The following is a 20,186-nucleotide window of genomic DNA, read 5'->3' on the forward strand; positions in this document are numbered from 1 at the left end:
TATTATTTTTTTTTTTTTTGACATATAACTGATTTATAACTGATTTTCTTAAGAAGTATAAAGTAATTTCCTATTCTCCTTCCTTGGTTTTGAGTGTGGCTTCCCGCTGAGCCAGCCAGCGCGCATACAGATCTGGGCGGCGTTGGCGAGTGCGTTCAATTTGCTGTGCCCGCCGCCAAGCAGCAATTTCCCCATGGTGACCAGAAAGTAAGACCGGCGGTACCGTCCACCCTCGAAACTCTGCGGGTCGAGTGTAGTGGGGATAGTCCAATAAACCGTCCTCAAAACTGTCTTGATGCAGGGAAGCCGCTTTGCCCACCGTGCCGGGCAGCAGTCGCAGCACACCATTGAGAATCACCAGAGCTGGAATTTCCCCACAAGTGAGAACAAAGTCGCCAATGGAGATCTCTTGGGTCACCAAATGCTGGACGACCCGCTCATCCACGCCCTCATAGTGACCACAGAGAATCACTAGTTGATCTCGCTCCTGCGACCAATGCCAGAGGTGCTGTTGGGTCAGGGGTTGCCCTTGGGGGGTGACATAGATCACTTCACGGCGGGGCAAGGAGGGCAGCGATTCCACCGCCGCAAAGAGGGGTTCAGGCTTCATCACCATGCCCACACCCCCCCCGTAGGGTTCATCATCCACCCGCTGGTGCTTATCAGTACTAAAGTCACGCGGATTCGTCAGGACGACCTCGGCAATCCCGCGTGCCAAGGCTTTGGCCATTAAGCCACTGCCGAGGGGGGAGGCAAAGAACTCTGGAAAGAGGGTAATAATATCGAAACGCATTACTGGCGGTGGCAAGAGAGGGAACCATAGTAGGCAAGGGCGCGCAATTGGCTGAGGGCACACAGTTGCTCTTGTTTCCACACCTGCTGGGTTTCTGGTGCTGGGGGAGGTGACTGGACACCAAAGAGTTGATTGATCAAAGGGGAGCGATCGCGCCGAAAACGGACAAGGGCATATTCTCCTTCCTTGAGCTTGGCAGCACTAGCAAGGGCACTGAGGGTGTCTGGACGGCTGCGGGTGCTATCAATGAGGCGATAGCGCTGCGCCTGCTCGTTACTGAAAATCATTGCTCCCATTTTGTTGCGAATAACACTGGGATCAATGCCCCGTGCCTGCGCCACATGATTAATAAACTTGCTGTACTCCTGTTCAAGGCCGGCTTGGAAGACCTCAATTTCTTGGGGGGTGAGGCGACGGAAGGGATTGCCAATATCTTTGCTACGACCGGCGCTCAGTGTCCGTTCTTCAATACGGTTGGCAGTAACGCCTCCCATCAATAGGCCATTATCGAGACTGGTGGGGCGATCGTAGTAGAAAACACTAGGGCCGAGAATGCCAATACTGCCAATCATGCTGCCGTGATCAGCGTAGATCCGATCCGCTGTCACCATAGCCCAAACGCCACCGGAGGCAGAAATGCCCTCAATAAAGGCATAGACCGGTTTTTGGGTGGCTGCGCGGTAGCTTCTAATGCCTTCGGCGATCGCCTGCGAGCCAAAGATCGTGCCGCCGGGAGTGCTGATATTGACAAAGACAGCCTTAATCGTTTCGTCCTTAGCCGCCTCTGCCAACTGCCGCTGCACTTCATAGCCGTAGGTGACACCGACAAGGGGCGCAAAGAAGCTATCTTCTTCGTTTTGCGGGCTGCCGAGAATTGGCCCAGTAATGTCAATTCTGAGAATGCGATCGCGACTGCCCTCCTTGCCACTGACGTGCTCGTAGGGACTGGTTTCACTGGCGGGCGCCAACAAGACCCCGAGGAGGGCAAAGAAAATCGTGGCACTGAAGCCCACCACCCCCAATGTGAAAAAAAACGTTAGCGTGCCAAAAAAGATCACACCGCAGCGGTGAAACACACTGGGCCAAAAGGGGGGAAGGGAGCGCGTCATAGAGGAGGAAAGGGTTGAGTATAATCTGAAAAGTTTTTAGTCAAATGTTTTACTTATTTTAGCCGCCCCCTGCGGTTTTCTCCTGTTTTTGCCCCTCACAAGCCACCCTTGCCGTGTTGACCTGTCACGATCCTTTTGCGAGGTAGGTTCTCTCTACGAATGAAACCCTCGATGACCGCTGAGCAGTATCTCAATCACCCCACCTTTGGCTTGCTTTATGGGGTGTGCCCTATTGATGAGCATCGGCAACTTTTTACCACGTTGTATGCACAGCGGCTGTTCTTCATTGTCAGCCAACGGCCGGCAGGGATGGCGTTTGAGTCTATTAGTCGCACCGATGCGCGGATGCTCATTGAACAGCGGTTGCGATCGCTGCGCCGTCTTGGCAAAACTGCTGAATACCAAGCCCTACAAGCGATTCATCGCCAAGCCTTCATGTAACCCGATCCAGATTTCGCTAGACTGAGGCTAGGTTTTGGGGAGCAAGGATGAGCTACGACTATGACCTATTTGTGATTGGTGCCGGCTCCGGTGGCTTGGCGGCCTCAAAGCGGGCAGCTTCCTACGGCGCTAGGGTGGCCATTGCCGAAGGGGATAAAGTGGGTGGTACCTGTGTGATTCGGGGGTGTGTCCCTAAAAAGCTCATGGTCTATGGCTCCAAGTTTAGCCACCTCTTTGAAGACGCTGTCGGCTATGGCTGGCGCCCCGTTGCAGCCAAGTTGAACTGGGAGCGACTGATTCAAGCAGTGAACCAAGAGGTAAATCGCCTCAGTCAACTGCACATTAGCTACCTTGCCAAAGCCGGGGTCGAACTGCTGCCCTTTTTTGCCCGCTTTGCTGACCCCCACACCCTAGAACTCCTGGATCGCCAAGGACAGGTGCAACAGCGAGTGAGAGCGGCGAAAATCTTAATTGCTGTCGGGGGCGAAGCGATTAAGCCCAATGTGCCGGGCATTGAACACAGCATTACCTCGCGGGAGATGTTTTTGTTGCCCAAGCAGCCAAAGCGCATGGCTATCCTTGGGGGCGGCTACATCAGTGTTGAGTTTGCCGGCATTATGCAGGGACTTGGCACGGAGGTCATTCACTTTCTGCGGGGCGATCGCCCCCTGCGCGGCTTTGATCAAGACATTCAAGATGGTGTCTATGAGGGGATGATTCGCCACGGCATTGATGTCCGTCCCCAGTGCCACATTACGGGCTTGAAGCTCACCAAGAAGGGCAATATCCGCATTCGCTACGAACAGCAGGGGCAAGCCTGTGAAACTAAAGTTGATATGGTGCTGTGTGCCGTGGGGCGTGCGCCCAACTTGCAGGGGCTAGGTCTTGATCAGGCGGGGGTGCATCTTACGGCCAATAGTCAAGGGATTGTCGCCATTGCTGTGGATGAATACTACCGCACCAATCAAGAACACATTTTTGCTGTCGGGGACTGCACTAACCGCGTCAACCTCACTCCCGTAGCCATTGCCGAAGGACGCGCCTTTGCTGATACGCAATTTGGTAATCTACCGCGCACCCTCAGCTATGAGAATATTCCCTCGGCGGTGTTTTCCCAGCCGGAGGCGGCTTCGGTGGGGCTGTCTGAGGCGCAGGCCAAGGCGAAATTGGGGGAAGAGAATGTGACAATCTACCGTGCGGCCTTTCGCCCGATGTACCACAGTCTCACGGGTCGAGATGAAAAGGTGATCGTCAAATTGGTGGTGGAGAAAAATACGGAGTGGGTGCTCGGTGCCCACATGGTGGGGGATCATGCGGCTGAGATTATTCAAGGGATCGCGATCGCCCTCAAAATGGGCGCCACCAAGAAGGACTTTGATGCCACGATGGGCATTCATCCCTCGACGGCGGAGGAGTTTGTCACCCTGCGTTAGTGGCCACTTGCACCGGACTGTGGAGCAGCTCTAGGGCCGCCAGATATTGGGGATCTGCTGCTGTACCCATAGCCATGAGACTCTCGGGAGCATCGAGAACCCGCCGATCTGGCTCAATCCCCACTTTGTTGATGTTGTGGTGATTAGGGGTTTCGTAGTGGGCAATGGTAACCGCAAGGCCAGAGCCATCACTGAGGTTAAAGAGGGACTGAATCGAGCCTTTACCAAAGGTGCGATCGCCCACCAGTCGAGCACGGCCATGATCTTGCAGGGCACCGGCTAAAATCTCACTGGCACTGGCGGTTCCGCCATTCACGAGGACGACGAGCGGATCATGGGTGAGGGCACCGCCACTGGCATTGAGGCTATCCACAATCCCTTGGCGATCGACGGTATAGACAATGACCCCCGAATCCAACCACAGTTGAGCAATTTCCACCCCCGCCTGCAACAGTCCCCCCGGATTATTGCGCAGATCAAGAATGTACTCCTCCGCTCCCTGCTGCTCTAGCATTTGAATGGCTTTGCGCATTTCTGTGGCCGCCATAGCGCTAAATTGACCAAGGCGAATATAGCCAATGGTGTGTCCCTGCACTTGGCGAACCTCAGCCATAACCGGATTAATCTCAATGTGTCCCCGTTTCAGGGTGATTTCTTGAGGAGCTTCACTGCCCCGTTGTAACAACAAATGCACAGCAGAACCGGCGGCTCCCCGCATTCTTTCGGCGGCTTCATCAAGGCTGAGCTGGGTGGTGGAGACGCCATCAATGGCAAGAATGCGATCGCGGGGTTGAATCCCCACTTGGGCAGCAGGGGAGCCATCAATGGGAGCAATCACTTCGAGGACACCGGTTTCAGGGTCAGTGCTAATTTGCAAGCCGACACCAGTGAGTTCCCCAGCCGTGGTGGTTTGCAGGCTACGAAATTGGGCGGGGCGCAGTAGCCGTGTAAAGGGATCCTCTAGGCTCGCCAACATGGTTTGAATGGCCTCATAGGTCGCCTCGCGATTGGGTAGGGGACGTTTCAGCGCCTTTTCGCGCACCAGCCACCAGTTTTGGCCATTAAAAGAGGGATCTACGTAGGCTTGGTTGACAATGCGCCATGCCTCATTAAAGAGTTTTTGTTCCTCCGTTAGGGCGATCGCCGAGTCAGTGGGGAAAATGCCCCAGACTCCCACCAAGACCACCAAACAACAAATGAGACGTTGCAGCCAACGAACCCCCATTCCTTCACCTGCTGATTGCTTCTTTTTCCTAAGCTAGCACTAGAAAAATGTTTCGGAAGACACCGTTATGCCTTGAGAACCACCTTGGGATGCAGGCGATCGCCCCCACTCACTCCGATCCCCACACAGGTAGCGGCAAAGGTGACGCCCACGAACCTCTCCGCCGGCGGTAGCCCCTCACCAATCACGGCGCGGCCATGATACCAGTCGTTGAGTTGTACTTCATTGAGTTCAAGCCACGGTAGATGTGAGAGAACCGCTTGGGGCGGGCGCAGTGGTAAATGCTCTGGCGAAATGCTTTCTAGGGAATGGCTCTCCTCAATCCTCAGGCCACCACTTTCAATCCGTTGCAGGGCTGCCAGCGTTCCCCCTACCCCCAGTGCCGCCCCCAAATCGCGGGCAAGGGCGCGAATATAGGTGCCACCGCCACAGGTAATGCGCAGGGTCAATACTGGGTAGCATCCTGCTTGCCAATCTAAGACATCAATGCTGTACACCTCAACGATCCGCGGCGGCACGCTCACGACTTCACCCGCACGGGCACGGGCATAGAGCCGCTGGCCATCCACTTGAATCGCACTATAGGCGGGGGGATATTGCTCAATCTGGCCAATGAATTGGGGAAGCTGTTCCTCAATGGCCTCAAGGGTGAGGTGACTGGCAGATTGTTCTTGGCAAATGTCACCCGTAATGTCATCCGTGGTTGTGGTGATGCCAAAGCGCACCGTGCCAATATAGGCCTTGCGATCGCTCAAATAGGGGAGGAGTCGCGTCGCTGCACCAAGGGCGATCGGCAGCACCCCTGTGGCCATTGGATCTAATGTGCCCCCATGACCGATGCGTTTGAGCCGCAGCCGCTTTCGCAGTTCGTTAATGCAGTCGTGGGAAGTGCAGCCGGGGGGTTTATTGAGATTCAAAAAACCAAACATCAAGGCGTTGCCGTCAAGGGTAAGCCACTCACAAAGCGTTGCAGGGCAGCGATCGCTCGGTTGTAGTCAATGGTAGAACTCAACAGGTTGCTCTGGGCTTGAATCAGAGCCGTTTCTGCATTGCTCACCTCCGCTTGGGTGCCAATCCCTGCTTGGAAGCGCAGACGGGCAAGGCGCAGTCCCTCCGTGGCTTGGCGCACTGCCACTTCATTGGTGCGGATATTTTCCTGACTGGATTTGAGCGTGTAGTAGGCCTGCTCCACTTGAAAGCGAATTAAGTTGCGAAAGGCGGCATACTGGGCTTCAGCGATCGCGGCAGCGCTTTCCTGCTGGGCGGCACTGGCACGGGAGACCCCGCCATCAAAGAGGGTCAGGTTCATTTGACCCCCAACCGTATATCCCCAACGGGGTGCCCTCCCATCTGTGAGGCTATCAAGGGTGTTAAAACTTCCGCCGGCCACCAACTGCGGCCCTAGATTCCCCAAGGCCACCCGGCGCTGCTGCAGTGCTGCATTTCGTTGTGTCAGTTGCTGTTCCAATTCCACACGATTCCGAAACGCCAAGGCAATGCTCTCCTCAAGGGAGAGTTTCCATTCCCCAACTACCCGAATGGGGTCAGCCGCCCGCACATTGGCTTTGTCATTGAGACTGAGCAGCTGTGCCAGTTGGCGTTGAGCCGTTTGCAGTTGGCTTTGGGCTTGCACGAGTTGCTGTTGGTTATTGGCCAGTTGCACCTGTGCTGTGAGGACATCGAATTGCGTGCCTAAGCCAGCCCGTTCGCGGGCGATCGCATCCCGTAGACTAATTTGCGAGTTTTGTACCGCTGCTTCACCAATGCGCACCAGCGCCTCCGCCTGTTGAATGTTGTAGTAGGCATTGGTGACATCCTGCCGCAGTTGTTCAAATTCTCGCTGCAGATCCAGTTCGGCATTGCGCACCTGTTCCTGTGCTGCTTTGATACTGCCATCCCGTTGGCCAGAGGTGAAAATGTTGTAGCCCAGTTGCACCGTGCTGGTCCAAGTATTGCTGGTGGGATTGGCCTGCAAGGGGGGTGGTAGTTGGGCATTTTGCAGGCGAATCGCCGCTGAATCCGTGCGACTAATCCCCAATTGCAAGGAGATGCTGGGATAGAGAGCCGCCTCCGCTTGGCGCAGAACCGCCCGACTTTGTTGCAGTTGCGCCTCAAGGATTTGCAGTTGGCGATTATTCCGCCGCGCCAGTTCAATCGCTTCGTTGAGGGTAATGGGGCGATCCAAATCAATTTTTACTTGATCGGGACGACTCGGGAGATAGAGGGGATCGGGATTGGGATTGAAGGGCAGGAGATCGGTGGCCGTAGGGTTGGGTTGGGCGATCGCCCCCCCGCTCATGGTGATCAAGACCGCCACAAGGCTCCCCAGCAGCAGACTGCTTTGTTGGCAGATGGATGGTTGACCCATGCTCACTCCCGACACCGTTACAACTACGGATTCTTGCTACCACATAAGACTATAACAGTCCTTTCTCAAGGAATCGTTACCCAAAAGGCGGTACACTGACACTGAACTGGTTCCAATTCTGCAAAATTCAAGGCTTGATCCAGCGCTGTGGCAACCATTTTACGCACTTGGAGCTATCAATATCCGTGGCTCTACGACACCATTAGTGCCCTCGCAGCAATAACGGTGGGGGGGAGCGATCGCCTGCATCGGTTGGCTTGGCAAGATTTGGACTTACCCCGCAGTGCCGTGGTTTTAGATCTTTGCTGTGCCCATGGCGTGGTGACTCAAGCCTTAACTCAAGCTTTTGATCAGGTCACGGGACTAGATGCTTCCCCGAAGGCGATCGCCCGTGCTCGGCAGCGCGTGCCCCAAGCCACCTATGTGGAAGCCTTTGCGGAGAAGATGCCCTTTGCCGATGCCACCTTTGATCTGGTACACACCAGCATGGCGCTGCATGAAATGACTGCGGAACAACTGCGTGCCATTGTGGCGGAAGTGTGGCGGGTTCTCAAGCCCGGTGGCTGGTTTGCCCTGATTGATTTTCATCGTCCCCAAGTGCCTCTCTTTTGGCCGGGGATGGCTCTTTTTTTCTGGCTCTTTGAAACGGAAACCGCTTGGCAACTGCTGCAAACGGACTTAGCTGAGCAGCTACGGTTACAGGGCTTCACTGTCGAGCGGCAGACCTACCACCTCGGGCGCAGCTTGCAGGTGCTCCATGCCCGCAAACCCTGCCCAAAGAATTAAGATATATGAACGATTTACAACACGAGTGCGATAGCGATGGTAAGTTCACTGCCCCAACTGGAGATCAACTTAGAGACCGATGCCGAATTTGTCGCGCGGCACATTGGCATTACGCCCACCGATCTACCCAAAATGTTGAGCCTGTTGGGGTATGGCAGCCTCAAGGAGCTGATCACTGCCGTCATTCCCCCGGAAATTCGCTTGCAACGCCCTCTCGCTCTGGGTGAAGGTCTCAGTGAAACAGCAGCCCTGCAAAAATTACGCACCCTTGCCCAGCAAAACCAAGTTTGGCGCAGCTACATCGGCATGGGCTATTACAACTGCATTACGCCAGCGGTGATTCAGCGCAACATTCTGGAAAACCCCGGCTGGTACACCCAGTACACCCCTTACCAAGCGGAAATTGCCCAAGGACGCCTCGAAGCCCTCCTCAACTTTCAAACCCTTGTCAGCGATCTAACGGGCTTGCCCATTGCCAATGCCTCTCTCCTTGATGAGGCGACGGCTGCCGCTGAAGCCATGACGCTGAGCTTGAATGCCTGCCGTCAAAAGGGAGCCAACCGCTTCTTGGTGGCGCAGGATAGCCATCCCCAAACCCTAGCAGTGCTGCGCACCCGTGCCCTGCCCCTTGGCATTGAGATTGTACCCATTGACTCGATCGCCAGTGAATTGCCTTGGGAGAATGCCTTTGGCCTGCTCTTGCAATATCCCGCCAGCGATGGTGCGGTGCGATCGCCCGAAGCCCTGATTGCCGCTGCCCATGAACGGGGACTCTTGGTGACGGTGGCCACTGATTTGCTGGCCTTGACATTGCTGACACCGCCGGGAGAATTGGGGGCAGATATTGCCGTCGGCAGCTCCCAGCGTTTTGGTGTGCCCTTGGGCTATGGGGGGCCTCACGCCGCCTTCTTTGCCATCCGGGAAGACTTTAAGCGGCAATTACCCGGACGACTAGTGGGGGTTTCCCACGATGCTCTCGGTCAAAAAGCATTGCGCCTTGCCCTGCAAACCCGTGAACAGCACATCCGCCGCGAAAAGGCCACCAGTAACATCTGCACTGCCCAAGTTCTCCTCGCGGTTGTTGCCAGTATGTACGCCGTCTATCATGGAGCCGCGGGGCTGCGGCAAATCGCTGAGCGCATCCATCAACGGGCAGTGACCCTAGCAGCAGGCTTAGCAGCAGCGGGCTATCCACTCTACCATTCTGAGTTTTTTGACACCCTACGCATTGGCTTGGGGAACCTGCCAGTACAGGTGCTCAAGGAGCGGGCAGCAGCGGCGCAAATCAACCTGCGTTACTTTGAGGATGGCAGTGTCGGCATCAGCCTCGATGAGACCACCACCGAGCAAGATGTGGCGGATTTGCTGGCGCTCTTTGGCACAAGTCCTGCGGCAGTTGCCGCGGGCGATCGCCTACCGCCAACCCTAAAACGCCAATCTGCTTACCTGCAGCACCCCGTCTTTCAGGACTACCACAGCGAACACGCCCTGCTGCGCTACATTCACCGCCTTCAGGCCAAGGATCTCTCCCTCACCACCTCGATGATTCCCCTTGGCTCCTGCACCATGAAGCTCAATGCCACGGCGGAAATGCTGCCCATCAGTTGGCCAGAATTCAATCAACTGCATCCCTTTGCCCCGGCTGAGCAAGCCCAAGGCTATCAGCAGCTGTTCCGTGAGCTAGAGGCAATGCTGGCAGAAATTACCGGCTTTGATGCCATTTCCCTACAACCCAATGCCGGTTCCCAAGGGGAATATGCGGGACTCCTAGTGATTCGCCAGTACCACCACAGCTGCGGCGAAAGCCAGCGCAATGTGTGTTTGATTCCCACCTCTGCCCATGGCACCAACCCTGCCAGTGCGGTCATGGCTGGCATGCAGGTGGTGGCAGTCAATTGCGATGCCCAAGGCAATATTGATGTGGCGGATCTGGCGGCCAAGGCCGAAACCTATGGCGATCGCCTAGCGGCCTTGATGATCACCTATCCCTCGACCCACGGTGTCTTTGAAACGGGAATTCGCCAAATTTGTGAGATCATCCATCGCTACGGCGGTCAAGTCTATATGGATGGTGCCAATATGAATGCCCAAGTGGGGCTGTGCCGTCCGGCGGACTTTGGTGCCGATGTCTGCCATCTCAACCTCCACAAAACCTTTTGTATTCCCCACGGCGGCGGTGGGCCGGGGGTGGGACCCATCGGGGTCAAGGCGCATTTAGCCCCCTTCTTGCCAACCACGCAGCTGATTCCCCAAGGATCGGAAATTGGCCCGGTGACTGCCGCCCCTTGGGGCAGTGCCAGTATTTTGCCGATTTCGTGGATGTACATTACCCTGATGGGGGGGGTGGGGTTGACACGCGCCACCGCAATTGCCATCCTCAATGCTAACTACATTGCCAAACGCCTTGAACCCTACTACCCGGTTCTTTACAAAGGTGCCCACGGTTTGGTGGCTCACGAGTGTATTCTCGATCTGCGTCCGCTGAAAAAATCCGCGGGAATTGAGGTAGAAGATATTGCCAAGCGGCTGATGGACTATGGCTTCCATGCCCCCACCATTTCTTGGCCGGTGCCGGGCACGCTGATGATTGAACCGACAGAAAGTGAAACCAAGGCGGAATTGGATCGCTTTTGTGAGGCGATGATTGCCATTCGCGCCGAAATTGCTGAAATTGAGGCGGGCGTCAGCGATCGCCAGCAAAACCCCCTGAAAAATGCCCCCCATCCCGCCCTGATGCTGGCCACAGAGCCATGGCCTTACCCCTATTCACGGCAAGTGGCTGCCTACCCCGCCCCTTGGCTGCGGGAGTACAAATTTTGGCCAGCGGTTGCCCGCATTGACAATGCCTATGGCGATCGCCACCTCGTGTGTAGTTGCTCAGTGCCCATCACTTCACCAGAGTCTTAAGCAAAGCTGAAATTTTTGCAGCGGTTCGCCATTCTCCTTGTCACCGCTCAAAGGGGGTTGCTAAAAGTAAGGCAGATCAGCCCCTAGGGTGGCGTTATGACCTTGGCTAGTCTCGATACCATTGTTCTCTCCCGTTGGCAATTTGCCCTCACGGCCATTTTCCATATGCTCTGGCCGGTCTTGACGACGGGCATGAGTATTTACCTCGTGGTCATTGAGGGGCTATGGCTGAAAACCAAGAACCTGACCTACTATCACCATGCTCGCTTTTGGTCAAAGCTGTACATCCTCAACTTTGGTATTGGCGTGGCTTCGGGGTTGCCCATGGCCTTTCAATTTGGCCTCAACTGGGCACCCTTCTCGGAAGCAGTGGGGGATTTCTTCGGCACTGTCTTGGGGTTTGAGGGCACCATGGCCTTCATGCTGGAAGCCAGCTTCTTGGGCATTATGATTTTTGGCTGGCAACGGGTACCGCCAGTGATGCACTGGATTTCGACCATCTGTGTCGCCTTTGGTGCGAACCTCTCCACCTTCTGGATTCTCTCGGCCAACTCATGGCTCCAGACACCAGCGGGGGGCGTCTTTGTCGAGGGTAAGTTCCGCGTTCAAGACTACTTCCAAGCCATTGCCAACCCCTTCATGGTCAAGAGTTTTTTCCACATGTTCTTTGCCACCCTAGAAACCTCGCTGTTTGTTATTGGCGGCATTAGTGCTTGGTATCTACTGCAAAATCGCCTGCCCAATTTCTTCACGAAATCCCTGAAGGTGGTGTTGGTGATGGCCTTGGTGATTGCACCGCTACAGGTGTTTGTTGGCCACCTCAGTGCTGAGCAGGTCTATCATTACCAACCCGCCAAATTAGCCGCCATGGAAGCCCTGTGGGAAACAATACCCGCAGGCACCCCTGCCGATTGGAGTGTGATTGCCTTACCCAATGAGGCCGCCCAAGCAAATACCTTGGAACTGAAAATTCCCGGCCTGCTGAGCTACCTACTGGAGTTGAAACCGCAGTTAGACACACCGATCTTGGGCTTGAAGGAGTGGAACGCTAGCGATCGCCCCCATTTGATTGGCCTGATTTACTATTCTTTTCGCCTGATGGTGGCCATTGGTCTGTACCTCGCGGCTCTCGCGATCGTCACCGTTTTTGTCTGGTGGCGCACAGGCCTCGAGGGCGATCGCCTACGCAATTACCAGTGGCTCTGGTGGGGCTGGATCTTTGCAGGACCCTTGGGATACCTTGCCGTCGAAGCCGGTTGGATTGTCCGCTGTGTCGGGCGTCAACCGTGGATTGTCTATGGCCAGTTGCGGACGGCAGAAGTGGCCTCCAATTTACCGCCCCAAGTGGTGCTCTTTTCCCTTAGTGGCTTGGTTGCCCTGTACACCATTTTCTTCTTTGCTGCCCTCTTCTTTGGCAGTCGCATCATCCAAAAAGGCCCCAATGTTGCCTTGCCGGTGCCGGGGCTGCACAATGCTGAACAACTGGAAATCCGCATCAAACTAGCAGAGCACCAACCGGATCGCCGTCCCCTAGAAACTCAACAATAAGGGAGTACACCATGGAACCGAATCCCCTTGCACCCTTGGAGCACTTTTTGCCGCAGGTATGGTTTTTTATCCTAGGGTTGTTTCTCTTTCTCTACATTCTCCTAGATGGGTTTGACCTGGGCATTGGCATTCTTTCTCTCACCAGCAGTAACGAACGGCGCCGCAATATCCTCATGACCAGCCTTGGCAATGTTTGGGATGCCAATGAAACATGGCTGGTGCTGATGGGGGGGTCGCTGTTTGGTGCTTTTCCCTTGGCCTATGCCACCATCCTCAATGCCCTTTACCTACCCGCAGTGATTATGGTGGTGGGGCTAATTTTGCGGGCAGTGTCCTTTGAGTTTCGCGAGAATGCCAATAATAAACGGGTGTGGAACCTTGCCTTTGGCATTGGCAGTTTTTTGGCTGCCTTGGGGCAGGGCTTTGCGGTGGGCACTGTTTTTGAGGGCATCAAAGTAGATGCTGCGGGTCACTTTGCTGGAGGCATGTGGGATTGGTTGACGTGGCACTCGGTGTTAGTGGCACTGACGCTGATTCAGGGCTATGTGCTGATTGGGTCAACCTATCTGATTTACAAAACCACGGGTGAGTTGCAGCAAACCCACTACCGCACGGCCACGATTGCAGCTTGGACAACGTTTATCGGTGCTGTGTTGATTACCATTAGCGCCCCCATTTTCCATGAGCACCTGCGTGCCCAACTGTTTCAGCCACCGCTGTTCTACATTTTTGCCGCCATTCCCATTTTGGGTATCTTGCTGATTTTTCTATTGCTGCGTAGTTTACAAAAACGGGAAGAAGTCATGCCCTTAGTGTGGACGTTTTTACTGTTTCTCCTGTCATTTATTGGCTTGGGCTTTGTCATTTTTCCAAACATCATTCCCCCCAGCGTCACCATTTACGAAGCCGCTGCCTCTCCTAGCGCTCAAGTCTTTATGCTGATTTTCGTCGCTTTCTTAATTCCAATTATGCTGGCCTACAATCTCTACAATTACTTAGTGTTTCGTGGCAAAGTTGTGGCCTAGGTATTGAAAAAATTCAGGCCTAAAACACCCTAGCAGAGGAGGCAAAACAAGGCACAATAGCAACAGATAGCCTTTTTCTCTCGCTTGAGGACGCATCAGCAGAATTAGCGGCAAGCTTAGCGGCTTTCAATGGTTGTGAAAAGGCTGTTAACTTCCTTTGCTGCTCATTTCCGTCCATGTCCTGTTGGCAAGTTGACCTTTACCGTCGGCCGTTGCGTACCCCCAGTGGTCTTGATCTGTGGGAACTTGTGATTTGTGACCCTGAGGAAAATTTTTACTACACGGCTTTTTGCCCAGAACCCCTCGTGAGCAGTTCATGGCTGGCCACAGAGTTTAAAAGTTGCGGGCAGCCCCTGCCGCAGCGAGTGCAGGTTTTTCGTCCCCAGAGTTTAGGCCTCGTGGAAGTGGCTTGCCAAGAACTCAACCTTCCCCTCGAAGCCACCCGCCGCACCCCGGCTCTAAAGCACTACCTGTGCCAACGCACTCAGGAATACCAAAGCCTGAAAACCTACACCGGTGAAGCCTACGATCCCTTGGCCATTGAGCAGCCGCCGCCATTGCCCCTGCCCGATGATATTTGGGGAGATTCTTGGCAGTTTGCAGCAATTACTCCCCCCGACTTGGCACAACTGATGCAATATCCGCTGCGGATTCTGGCCTTTGAGATGGCAATGTTGCCAGAGTCTTTGGGGCTGGCTCCCGATACGTTGATTCCGGGAATTATTCTCTATGGCGGTCGCAAGTCCCTGAAGCTAGCGCGGTGGTTCCAAGAGCAACTGCCCTATCGTTTGGAGTTTGTGCCGGGGCAACCCTGTGGGGTGGTGTTGCACAGCGGCTTGCGCGATCGCTGGGTCTTTTTGACGTTTGAAGATACTGACATTGCTCGGGCAGGGGAAGTGTTTCGCGATCGCCTGCGCTCCACTCAGGGTCTGCACTTTCTTCTCATTCAACCGACTCCCAATGACACCACCTACACGGCTCTCTGGCTGCTCCAACCTCTTGAATAGCCTAAGGTTTGAGCCGTCCCTGTTCTAAGCTTTCCTGCAGGGCACGGGTTTCATCCAAAACCGTTTCAATGCCTTCAAGGTGGGTCTGCCGCACAAAATTAATTTTGATTTCCTCTAGCCACATCACCAACAGATCTTGAATCACCTTGCCCACCTGTTCCTCTTGGAGTTCGGCAGTCAGGGTTTGGCCAAATTTTTGCGCCAGTTGACTCACCAGTAATGCGCCTTCGCGGGGTGGATTGCCTTGGTGTTTGCTCGCTTGCTCCAATAGCAGAAAGAGGCGATCGCTAATCTCCTTGGCAAGGGATTGGTGCCAGTGGCGCGGTAAGGCCTCAAGGGATGGAATTTCCAATAGCCGCCGATAGGGGGGCGCTTGCCGCAGGACTTGATCGACACTGTAAGCCACTAAGCCTTCCACTTCTGGTCGCAGTTGGGGGATCACGCGGTAAATGACTACCTGCACAACTAAGGCTGCCAGTTCCCCCAGTTCATCAATGTCATTGAGCGTCTTGCTCCCTTGGCCGCCAGAGACACGCGGTAGCCAGCGACTCAATTGGCCGCGACGGATTGCTTTTTGCAGTTGGGTGAGGACTTGCAGGACAACCACTTCCGAAATATCGGTGGCGATCGCTGCCACAACCCCCTGCGACGCCTGCCGCTCAAGGGTATCAAGGCAGATAATCTCCGCTTGATCCAAGCGAATGGTCACTGGGATAATCCGCAGCCATGCCCACGTCGGTGCCAACCACCAAAAGGGAAAAAAGAGGAGCACATCATACCAGCGCCAAAACATGGCATCTCGCCAGTGATAAGCGCGATACTGGCGACTCAGCCAAAACGTCCGCCCCAAAAATTCAACAAAGAACAGGAGAGTGAAGGGAAGATCAATGGCATCAAAGCGGTCAATAAAATTTCCATCCTCACCGTAGCGGCGCCAATAGTTGGTAGCCATCAGGGGAATGATCTGCGCCTCAAACCAAGCAAGGCTGGTCTGCCAGTCCCGTTCATTGATGTACTCCGGACTCCAAAAGCGCTCAAAGGACTGTTTAGAGGAGGCATTGCGATCGCCAAAGACCCGCAACCGCATCAGGTTCTTGATTCGCTCAAGGGTGCCGGTTTTATTGGCAAGGGCAAAGGGGTCGGTGTCCACCATAGTTTTACTCTGCTCGCGCAACTGAGCTAGGAGTGCTTGCGTCGCCGCGGCATCCACCCCTTCAGTGGTAATCGTTTGCCGGAGTTGGTTGACCGTGTTGATGTACCGCTCCGTCGTCCGGTGGGGTTCGATTCCCTTAATGGGGTCATAAAGGGCAGTCATCGGCAAGGGCTGGGGCAGATAAATCACCCGCTGAATCAGGGGAATGCGGACCTTTCCCAAAAGCCAGAAGTCCCGTAGGGGAATATAGGTGAGATCAAAGAGCACCAACAGAAAATTGGCGCTGGCAATGGCCACCATGATCCGCTCATAGGTTCGATTCAATGGTTTATCAAACATCTGGCTCCCCTAGCGCAAGCGGACATAGCCGGCTTTTTCAATTGCGGCTTGACCCTGATCCGTTAATAACAGGTCTGCATAGGCACGACCGGCTTGGGCATCCGGGCTATTGTCATCCTTAGTAATGACAAACAGACGACGGGTGAGGGGGTAACTGCCCTCCTGAAAGGCGCGATAGTTCAGCGTATTCCGTCGCTGTGGACATTGAGACGGATCCACATAGGGCTCCTGATAGGGGGGAACATACTGATTGGGCTGCCGTCCCAAGGGCAAGGGTCGCACACTACACTGACCAACAATTTCCGGTGCCGAGGCATAGTAAATGCCGCCGGGGGTCGCCCCCACCCGCCGTAGGGCATCTGTGGTATCCCGCACCATCACCACCTTGGGACTGAATGGCTGGTTCCCCAAGACATCTTGGACGAAAAACTCTACCGTTCCGCCATCTTCCAGCCGCCGTGAAAAGGGAGTAATGGCTAGATTCGGACCGCCCACTTGGCTCCAGTTCGTGAGTTTTCCGGTATAAATATCAACCACTTGCTGTACCGTGAGGCCAGGAATCTGGAGGTTGGGATTGACAGCGATCGCGATGCCATCGATCGCCACCGGTAGTTCCAGCAATTTTATCCCTTGGCTCTGCGCCTGCTGCCGCTCCTGTGGATTGAGGGAGCGCGAGGACTGGGCAAAGGCAAGTTGATTATTGAGAACCATGCGAATGCCACTGCCCGAGCCTGGCGTGCCGGTGGGGGGGTTGGTGTAGCGCAGGCGAAAATTGGGCCAAGCTAACTGAATCAGGGGATCGACATCGCGGCGAATCGGTGCCCACGTCGTACTGCCCCCGTATTGAAACGTACCACTGGGAACATTGCTGACATCGCTGAAATTCGCAGCCGCCATCTCTGGCGTACTCTGGGGCACCCCCAAGTTTTCAGTCACCTGTTCAAGGGGATTTTGATTGCCCAGTAACCGAATCACGAGCACCGCCCCCACCCCCAATAGACCACAGGTGAGGACAAGAGACACCAGCAAAGGCAGCAGGTTGCTATTGCGAGACATGGCAAAACCAGTCAAAACTCTGACCCTAGCCTAGCTCAAGGTTGTCCCCACACTGATCTTTTTTTAGCCAATGTTTAGGTTTAGACGCCGTGGTGCAGGGTTTTTACCCACTTGAGACGCTTCGCCCGTACGGCCATACGCAGCGTCGTCGTACTCACCACTGGTAACCAATGGAGCATATAGAGGGTTCCCCGCAAACTTTGCCAAAAGAGTTGCCAGATGCTCACCGATTGTGCCTGCGGAATGCCCCGCAACATCCCCACCATCGAAATCGTAAAGCTCAGTGTCGTCAGGGGTACTAGCATCGGGCTGCGGTGACGCAGTAGAGCCATCAGCAGGTCGGGAATTGTGGCCGTGGGAATGGCGTATTTGATCAAAAACCAGCAGAGCACATCCCAACTTTTTTGCCAGCCAAGGCGATTGCGCAGCAGCGGTTGCCAGTAGTCCAAGTAGCTTTGATAGCCCCCTTCAGCCCAGCGGTTGCGTTGGTGCCACAGCGCCACGAGTGTGGTCACCCCCTCCTCCTGTACCGCTGGATTCATCAGCACGTCAATCTGCCAGCCATGGAGATGCAGCTTCAGACTGAGATCCAGATCGTCAGTAATGGTTTCTTCATTCCAGCCGCCACAGCGCTCTAGAGCTTGCCGCCGCACAAATTGGCCATTGCCCCGCAATTCCCCCATACCCCCGCAGGCGACCCGCTGCTGTTGATAGTAGGCATCGAGGATCATTTCTGCCGCTTGGCCTTGGGTCAGCAAATTGATGTCGGCATTACTAATTGCTTTGCGCACTTGCACCGCGCCAACGCTGGCCACCTGAAAGCGGTTGACCACCTCTTGCAATAAATCTTGGGGTACCGTGGCATCGGCATCAAAGACACCAATAATCTCCCCCCGCGTCAGGGGCAGGACTTGATTGAGGGCACCGGACTTACCCCCGCCCGCCCCCGGCAGCCGCCGCAGCACTTTGAGGTGAGGATATTGCTTTTGTAGTTCACTCAAAATATCGGGGGTGCGATCGCTACTGTTGTCATCAATAATCCACACCTCGTAGTGGGGATAATCCAAGCGGCAAAGGTTTTTGACGAGGCGACCAATCACCGCCTCTTCATTTTTCGCCGCTACCACCAAAGACACCATCGGCTGCACACTTTCTGCCGTCTCCAACGCAGGTAGCGTTTGTGGCTTGGCTCGCCAGTAGCGCAGTGTTTGCAAGCTCATTAGCAGCGTTAGGGCATAGATCAGCCAAATGCCACCCACAATCAGATGCAGGGCGATCGTGCTCCCCCAAATCAGAGAAAGCGCTAGGAAAGCCTTGCGACGGCGACCCTCAGAACGCGGTTGTAATGGAGGACTCTCTGGGGCATCAACCCACTCCGACAGGAGTTCGTCGAGGGGATCGGCTTCGTTGTAGAAACTGTTTTCGGGCCAGGAATTCTCCGGCATAGGTCACCTGATTGAGAAACCAGTACTTATCCACTCCCTTAAAGAAGCTGGGAATGAGATAACACCACACTGTGCAGCCTTCGCAGACGGAGAGTCGGCCTTGGGAGCGGCGATACTCCTCTACCACCTCGGAGGACTTGTACAGCTCGTACAGGCGACCGTTGATGGGGACTCCCTTCTGCGCAAAGTGGTAGCAGGGTAGAAGCAACTCATCATTGGGGGAAATGGCAATCACCGCATCCACCGCCTTGCAACGGGGATTTTGGGTATTGTTTCCCCCCGCACGGATGAGGGCTAATGCTGCCTTATTGTAACCAACATTGTTATACTTCTTCGCATTTTGTTCAATGTGGTCGGCAATTTCAGGGGTGGGGTTCTTCTTGTCGTTGTAGTGTTCATGGGCGGTAAAAGCGGGATTCAACCAAACCCGTACCCCTAGACTTTGGGCAAATTCGGCCACCTCACCAATCCGTTCATAATTTTGAGCAGTGACGGTGTGATTCAGCACTGGATATTCACCAAGCTCAAGGGCAATTTTGACGGACTCCACCAACGTGTCAAAAATTTTCACGCCCCGCGACTGATCATGGGTGGCCGCATCAGGCCCATCGAGGGAGAAGTTCAAGAAATCCACCAAGCCCTGAATTTCCCTAGCACGGCGGGGATAGAGAATCGTGTTGGTCGTCATGCTGGTGATGAAACCCAGACGCTTGGCTTCACGGTAGATGGCTGGGGCATCGGCACGCAGCAGCGGTTCACCCCCCGTAAAGTCCACATATTTGACCCCCAAACGTTTCAAATCGCGGAGATTGGTTTGGATGGCGCTAAAATCAGCTTCTTTGCCCGGTTCCAGTGCCCAAATGTCGCAAAAGTGGCAGCGGGCGTTACAGCGGTAGGTCAGGTAGTAGTTAGCAACCAGTGGACGCATTGAGTCTCTTCCTTAACGAATTCAAGCAAGGCCAAAATGAATAAAGCAGTCAATGAGTTTATGCAAGCAATTGAAAAATTTCTAGACAAAACTTCATCAGAGTTTGAGTTGCTGAACAGTTTAGCACTCTGCTGAGCTGAGGAATGGAGATCTATCCCTGAAGCGGCTGCAAGTTTAGCAATGCTTATTATTGATAAATATTTTTTATATTAAAAGCGTATTGCTATTTGCCTAAATTATCTTTTACCGTGAGGGTATGCGCAATTGTGAGGATAGCCCCATGAATCAACGCCTTGCCCAACGCACGTCTACTTCATTTAACGACCAAAATCCGTCAGTGGCTAATGACTTATCCGATCACAACGCCAGCGATCGCCCACCGCATTTGCCGCCTTATTCCAGCCCAATCTCCCTTTGCCCGCACCCTCTGCTTCTTGGGTCGGCCAGTCATCACCATTCCCCTCTGTGTAAACTCAATCCCTTTTATGAAGAAGTCGTGATGCTGCGGTTTCGTGCCCTCACCGACCTCAGCAATGTCTGGCAAGAGGACATCAGCCAATACGTCTAGGCAGCGAGGAACTTGCAGTTGCTATACGATTAAAATGTATAGCTTTGTATCCATG

General features: G+C 54.5%; 18 protein-coding genes. 9 read left to right on the forward strand and 9 right to left on the reverse strand.

Translation table 11 applies throughout. The features are described 5' to 3' along the window. Window positions 1-70: 70 nt before the first annotated feature. Together trmD and RHH53_RS00875 are read right to left on the reverse strand one after the other, a co-directional pair. Entirely contained in the window at window positions 71-793 is a 723-nt protein-coding gene (gene trmD, locus RHH53_RS00870; protein WP_206200656.1) for a tRNA (guanosine(37)-N1)-methyltransferase TrmD, read from the reverse strand. Continuing rightward, window positions 793-1,902: a S49 family peptidase gene (locus RHH53_RS00875; protein WP_310743955.1), complete on the reverse strand. Its 1,110-nt coding sequence runs from the start codon at window positions 1,900-1,902 to the stop codon at window positions 793-795. Before RHH53_RS00875 ends, trmD begins: the two co-directional genes overlap by 1 nt. 159 nt (window positions 1,903-2,061) lie before the next feature. On the opposite strand from RHH53_RS00875, the gene pipX reads away from it, so the two are divergent. Beyond that, entirely contained in the window at window positions 2,062-2,343 is a 282-nt protein-coding gene (gene pipX, locus RHH53_RS00880; protein WP_225901608.1) for a transcriptional coactivator PipX, read from the forward strand. Between the two features lie 47 nt (window positions 2,344-2,390). Beyond that, window positions 2,391-3,776, forward strand: coding sequence for a glutathione-disulfide reductase (gene gor, locus RHH53_RS00885; protein ID WP_310453881.1), 1,386 nt, complete (start codon window positions 2,391-2,393; stop codon window positions 3,774-3,776). Here the strand turns inward: gor and ctpA are convergent. The 3 genes from ctpA to RHH53_RS00900 all read right to left on the reverse strand — a co-directional run bounded on the left by ctpA (window position 3,763) and on the right by RHH53_RS00900 (window position 7,369). Beyond that, window positions 3,763-5,001 carry a carboxyl-terminal processing protease CtpA gene (gene ctpA, locus RHH53_RS00890; RefSeq protein ID WP_302678605.1) on the reverse strand — a complete coding sequence of 413 codons (1,239 nt, stop codon included), beginning with the start codon at window positions 4,999-5,001 and terminating at the stop codon, window positions 3,763-3,765. The two genes, gor and ctpA, sit on opposite strands and share 14 nt — an antisense overlap. A gap of 65 nt (window positions 5,002-5,066) precedes the next feature. Beyond that, on the reverse strand, window positions 5,067-5,930 hold the full coding sequence (gene truB, locus RHH53_RS00895; protein ID WP_302677018.1) for a tRNA pseudouridine(55) synthase TruB: 864 nt from the start codon (window positions 5,928-5,930) through the stop codon (window positions 5,067-5,069). After that, the gene (locus RHH53_RS00900) at window positions 5,930-7,369 is read right to left on the reverse strand and encodes a TolC family protein (protein ID WP_310453120.1); all 1,440 of its coding nucleotides are present in this window, start codon (window positions 7,367-7,369) and stop codon (window positions 5,930-5,932) included. Before RHH53_RS00900 ends, truB begins: the two co-directional genes overlap by 1 nt. 147 nt (window positions 7,370-7,516) lie before the next feature. Here RHH53_RS00900 and RHH53_RS00905 point away from each other — a divergent pair, with 147 nt between their 5' ends. From RHH53_RS00905 to RHH53_RS00925, 5 genes are all read left to right on the forward strand, one after another. Continuing rightward, window positions 7,517-8,155, forward strand: a complete 639-nt coding sequence (locus RHH53_RS00905; RefSeq protein WP_206200662.1) for a class I SAM-dependent methyltransferase — start codon at window positions 7,517-7,519, stop codon at window positions 8,153-8,155. A 36-nt stretch (window positions 8,156-8,191) separates the two neighbouring features. Beyond that, entirely contained in the window at window positions 8,192-11,062 is a 2,871-nt protein-coding gene (gene gcvP, locus RHH53_RS00910) for an aminomethyl-transferring glycine dehydrogenase (RefSeq protein ID WP_310743956.1), read from the forward strand. Window positions 11,063-11,158: 96 nt separating this feature from the next. Further along, on the forward strand, window positions 11,159-12,610 hold the full coding sequence (locus RHH53_RS00915) for a cytochrome ubiquinol oxidase subunit I (RefSeq protein WP_310743957.1): 1,452 nt from the start codon (window positions 11,159-11,161) through the stop codon (window positions 12,608-12,610). A gap of 11 nt (window positions 12,611-12,621) precedes the next feature. Beyond that, window positions 12,622-13,635, forward strand: coding sequence for a cytochrome d ubiquinol oxidase subunit II (cydB, locus tag RHH53_RS00920; RefSeq protein WP_206200665.1), 1,014 nt, complete (start codon window positions 12,622-12,624; stop codon window positions 13,633-13,635). A 176-nt stretch (window positions 13,636-13,811) separates the two neighbouring features. Continuing rightward, window positions 13,812-14,642 (forward strand): Tab2/Atab2 family RNA-binding protein, encoded by an 831-nt coding sequence (locus RHH53_RS00925; protein WP_310437850.1) that lies wholly within the window; start codon window positions 13,812-13,814, stop codon window positions 14,640-14,642. Window position 14,643: 1 nt separating this feature from the next. Here RHH53_RS00925 and RHH53_RS00930 read toward each other — a convergent pair whose 3' ends face one another. The 4 genes from RHH53_RS00930 to RHH53_RS00945 form a co-directional block, all read right to left on the reverse strand. Continuing rightward, window positions 14,644-16,134 (reverse strand): hypothetical protein, encoded by a 1,491-nt coding sequence (locus RHH53_RS00930; protein WP_310743958.1) that lies wholly within the window; start codon window positions 16,132-16,134, stop codon window positions 14,644-14,646. 9 nt (window positions 16,135-16,143) lie between these two features. After that, window positions 16,144-17,190, reverse strand: coding sequence for a PstS family phosphate ABC transporter substrate-binding protein (locus tag RHH53_RS00935; protein ID WP_302678611.1), 1,047 nt, complete (start codon window positions 17,188-17,190; stop codon window positions 16,144-16,146). Window positions 17,191-17,270: 80 nt separating this feature from the next. Next, window positions 17,271-18,635 carry a glycosyltransferase family 2 protein gene (locus RHH53_RS00940; protein WP_302678612.1) on the reverse strand — a complete coding sequence of 455 codons (1,365 nt, stop codon included), beginning with the start codon at window positions 18,633-18,635 and terminating at the stop codon, window positions 17,271-17,273. Beyond that, entirely contained in the window at window positions 18,556-19,563 is a 1,008-nt protein-coding gene (locus RHH53_RS00945) for a radical SAM protein (protein WP_206200669.1), read from the reverse strand. The genes RHH53_RS00940 and RHH53_RS00945 overlap by 80 nt, the downstream gene beginning before the upstream one ends. Window positions 19,564-19,907: 344 nt before the next feature. Between RHH53_RS00945 and RHH53_RS00950 the strand changes: the two genes are divergently transcribed. Then, window positions 19,908-20,063, forward strand: coding sequence for a Mo-dependent nitrogenase C-terminal domain-containing protein (locus RHH53_RS00950; protein ID WP_255521475.1), 156 nt, complete (start codon window positions 19,908-19,910; stop codon window positions 20,061-20,063). Then, window positions 20,027-20,131: a Mo-dependent nitrogenase C-terminal domain-containing protein gene (locus RHH53_RS00955; RefSeq protein ID WP_255521522.1), complete on the forward strand. Its 105-nt coding sequence runs from the start codon at window positions 20,027-20,029 to the stop codon at window positions 20,129-20,131. The genes RHH53_RS00950 and RHH53_RS00955 overlap by 37 nt, the downstream gene beginning before the upstream one ends. Window positions 20,132-20,186 lie beyond the last annotated feature (55 nt).

Source organism: Thermosynechococcus sp. PKX82 (assembly GCF_031583255.1).
GTDB lineage: Bacteria > Cyanobacteriota > Cyanobacteriia > Thermosynechococcales > Thermosynechococcaceae > Thermosynechococcus.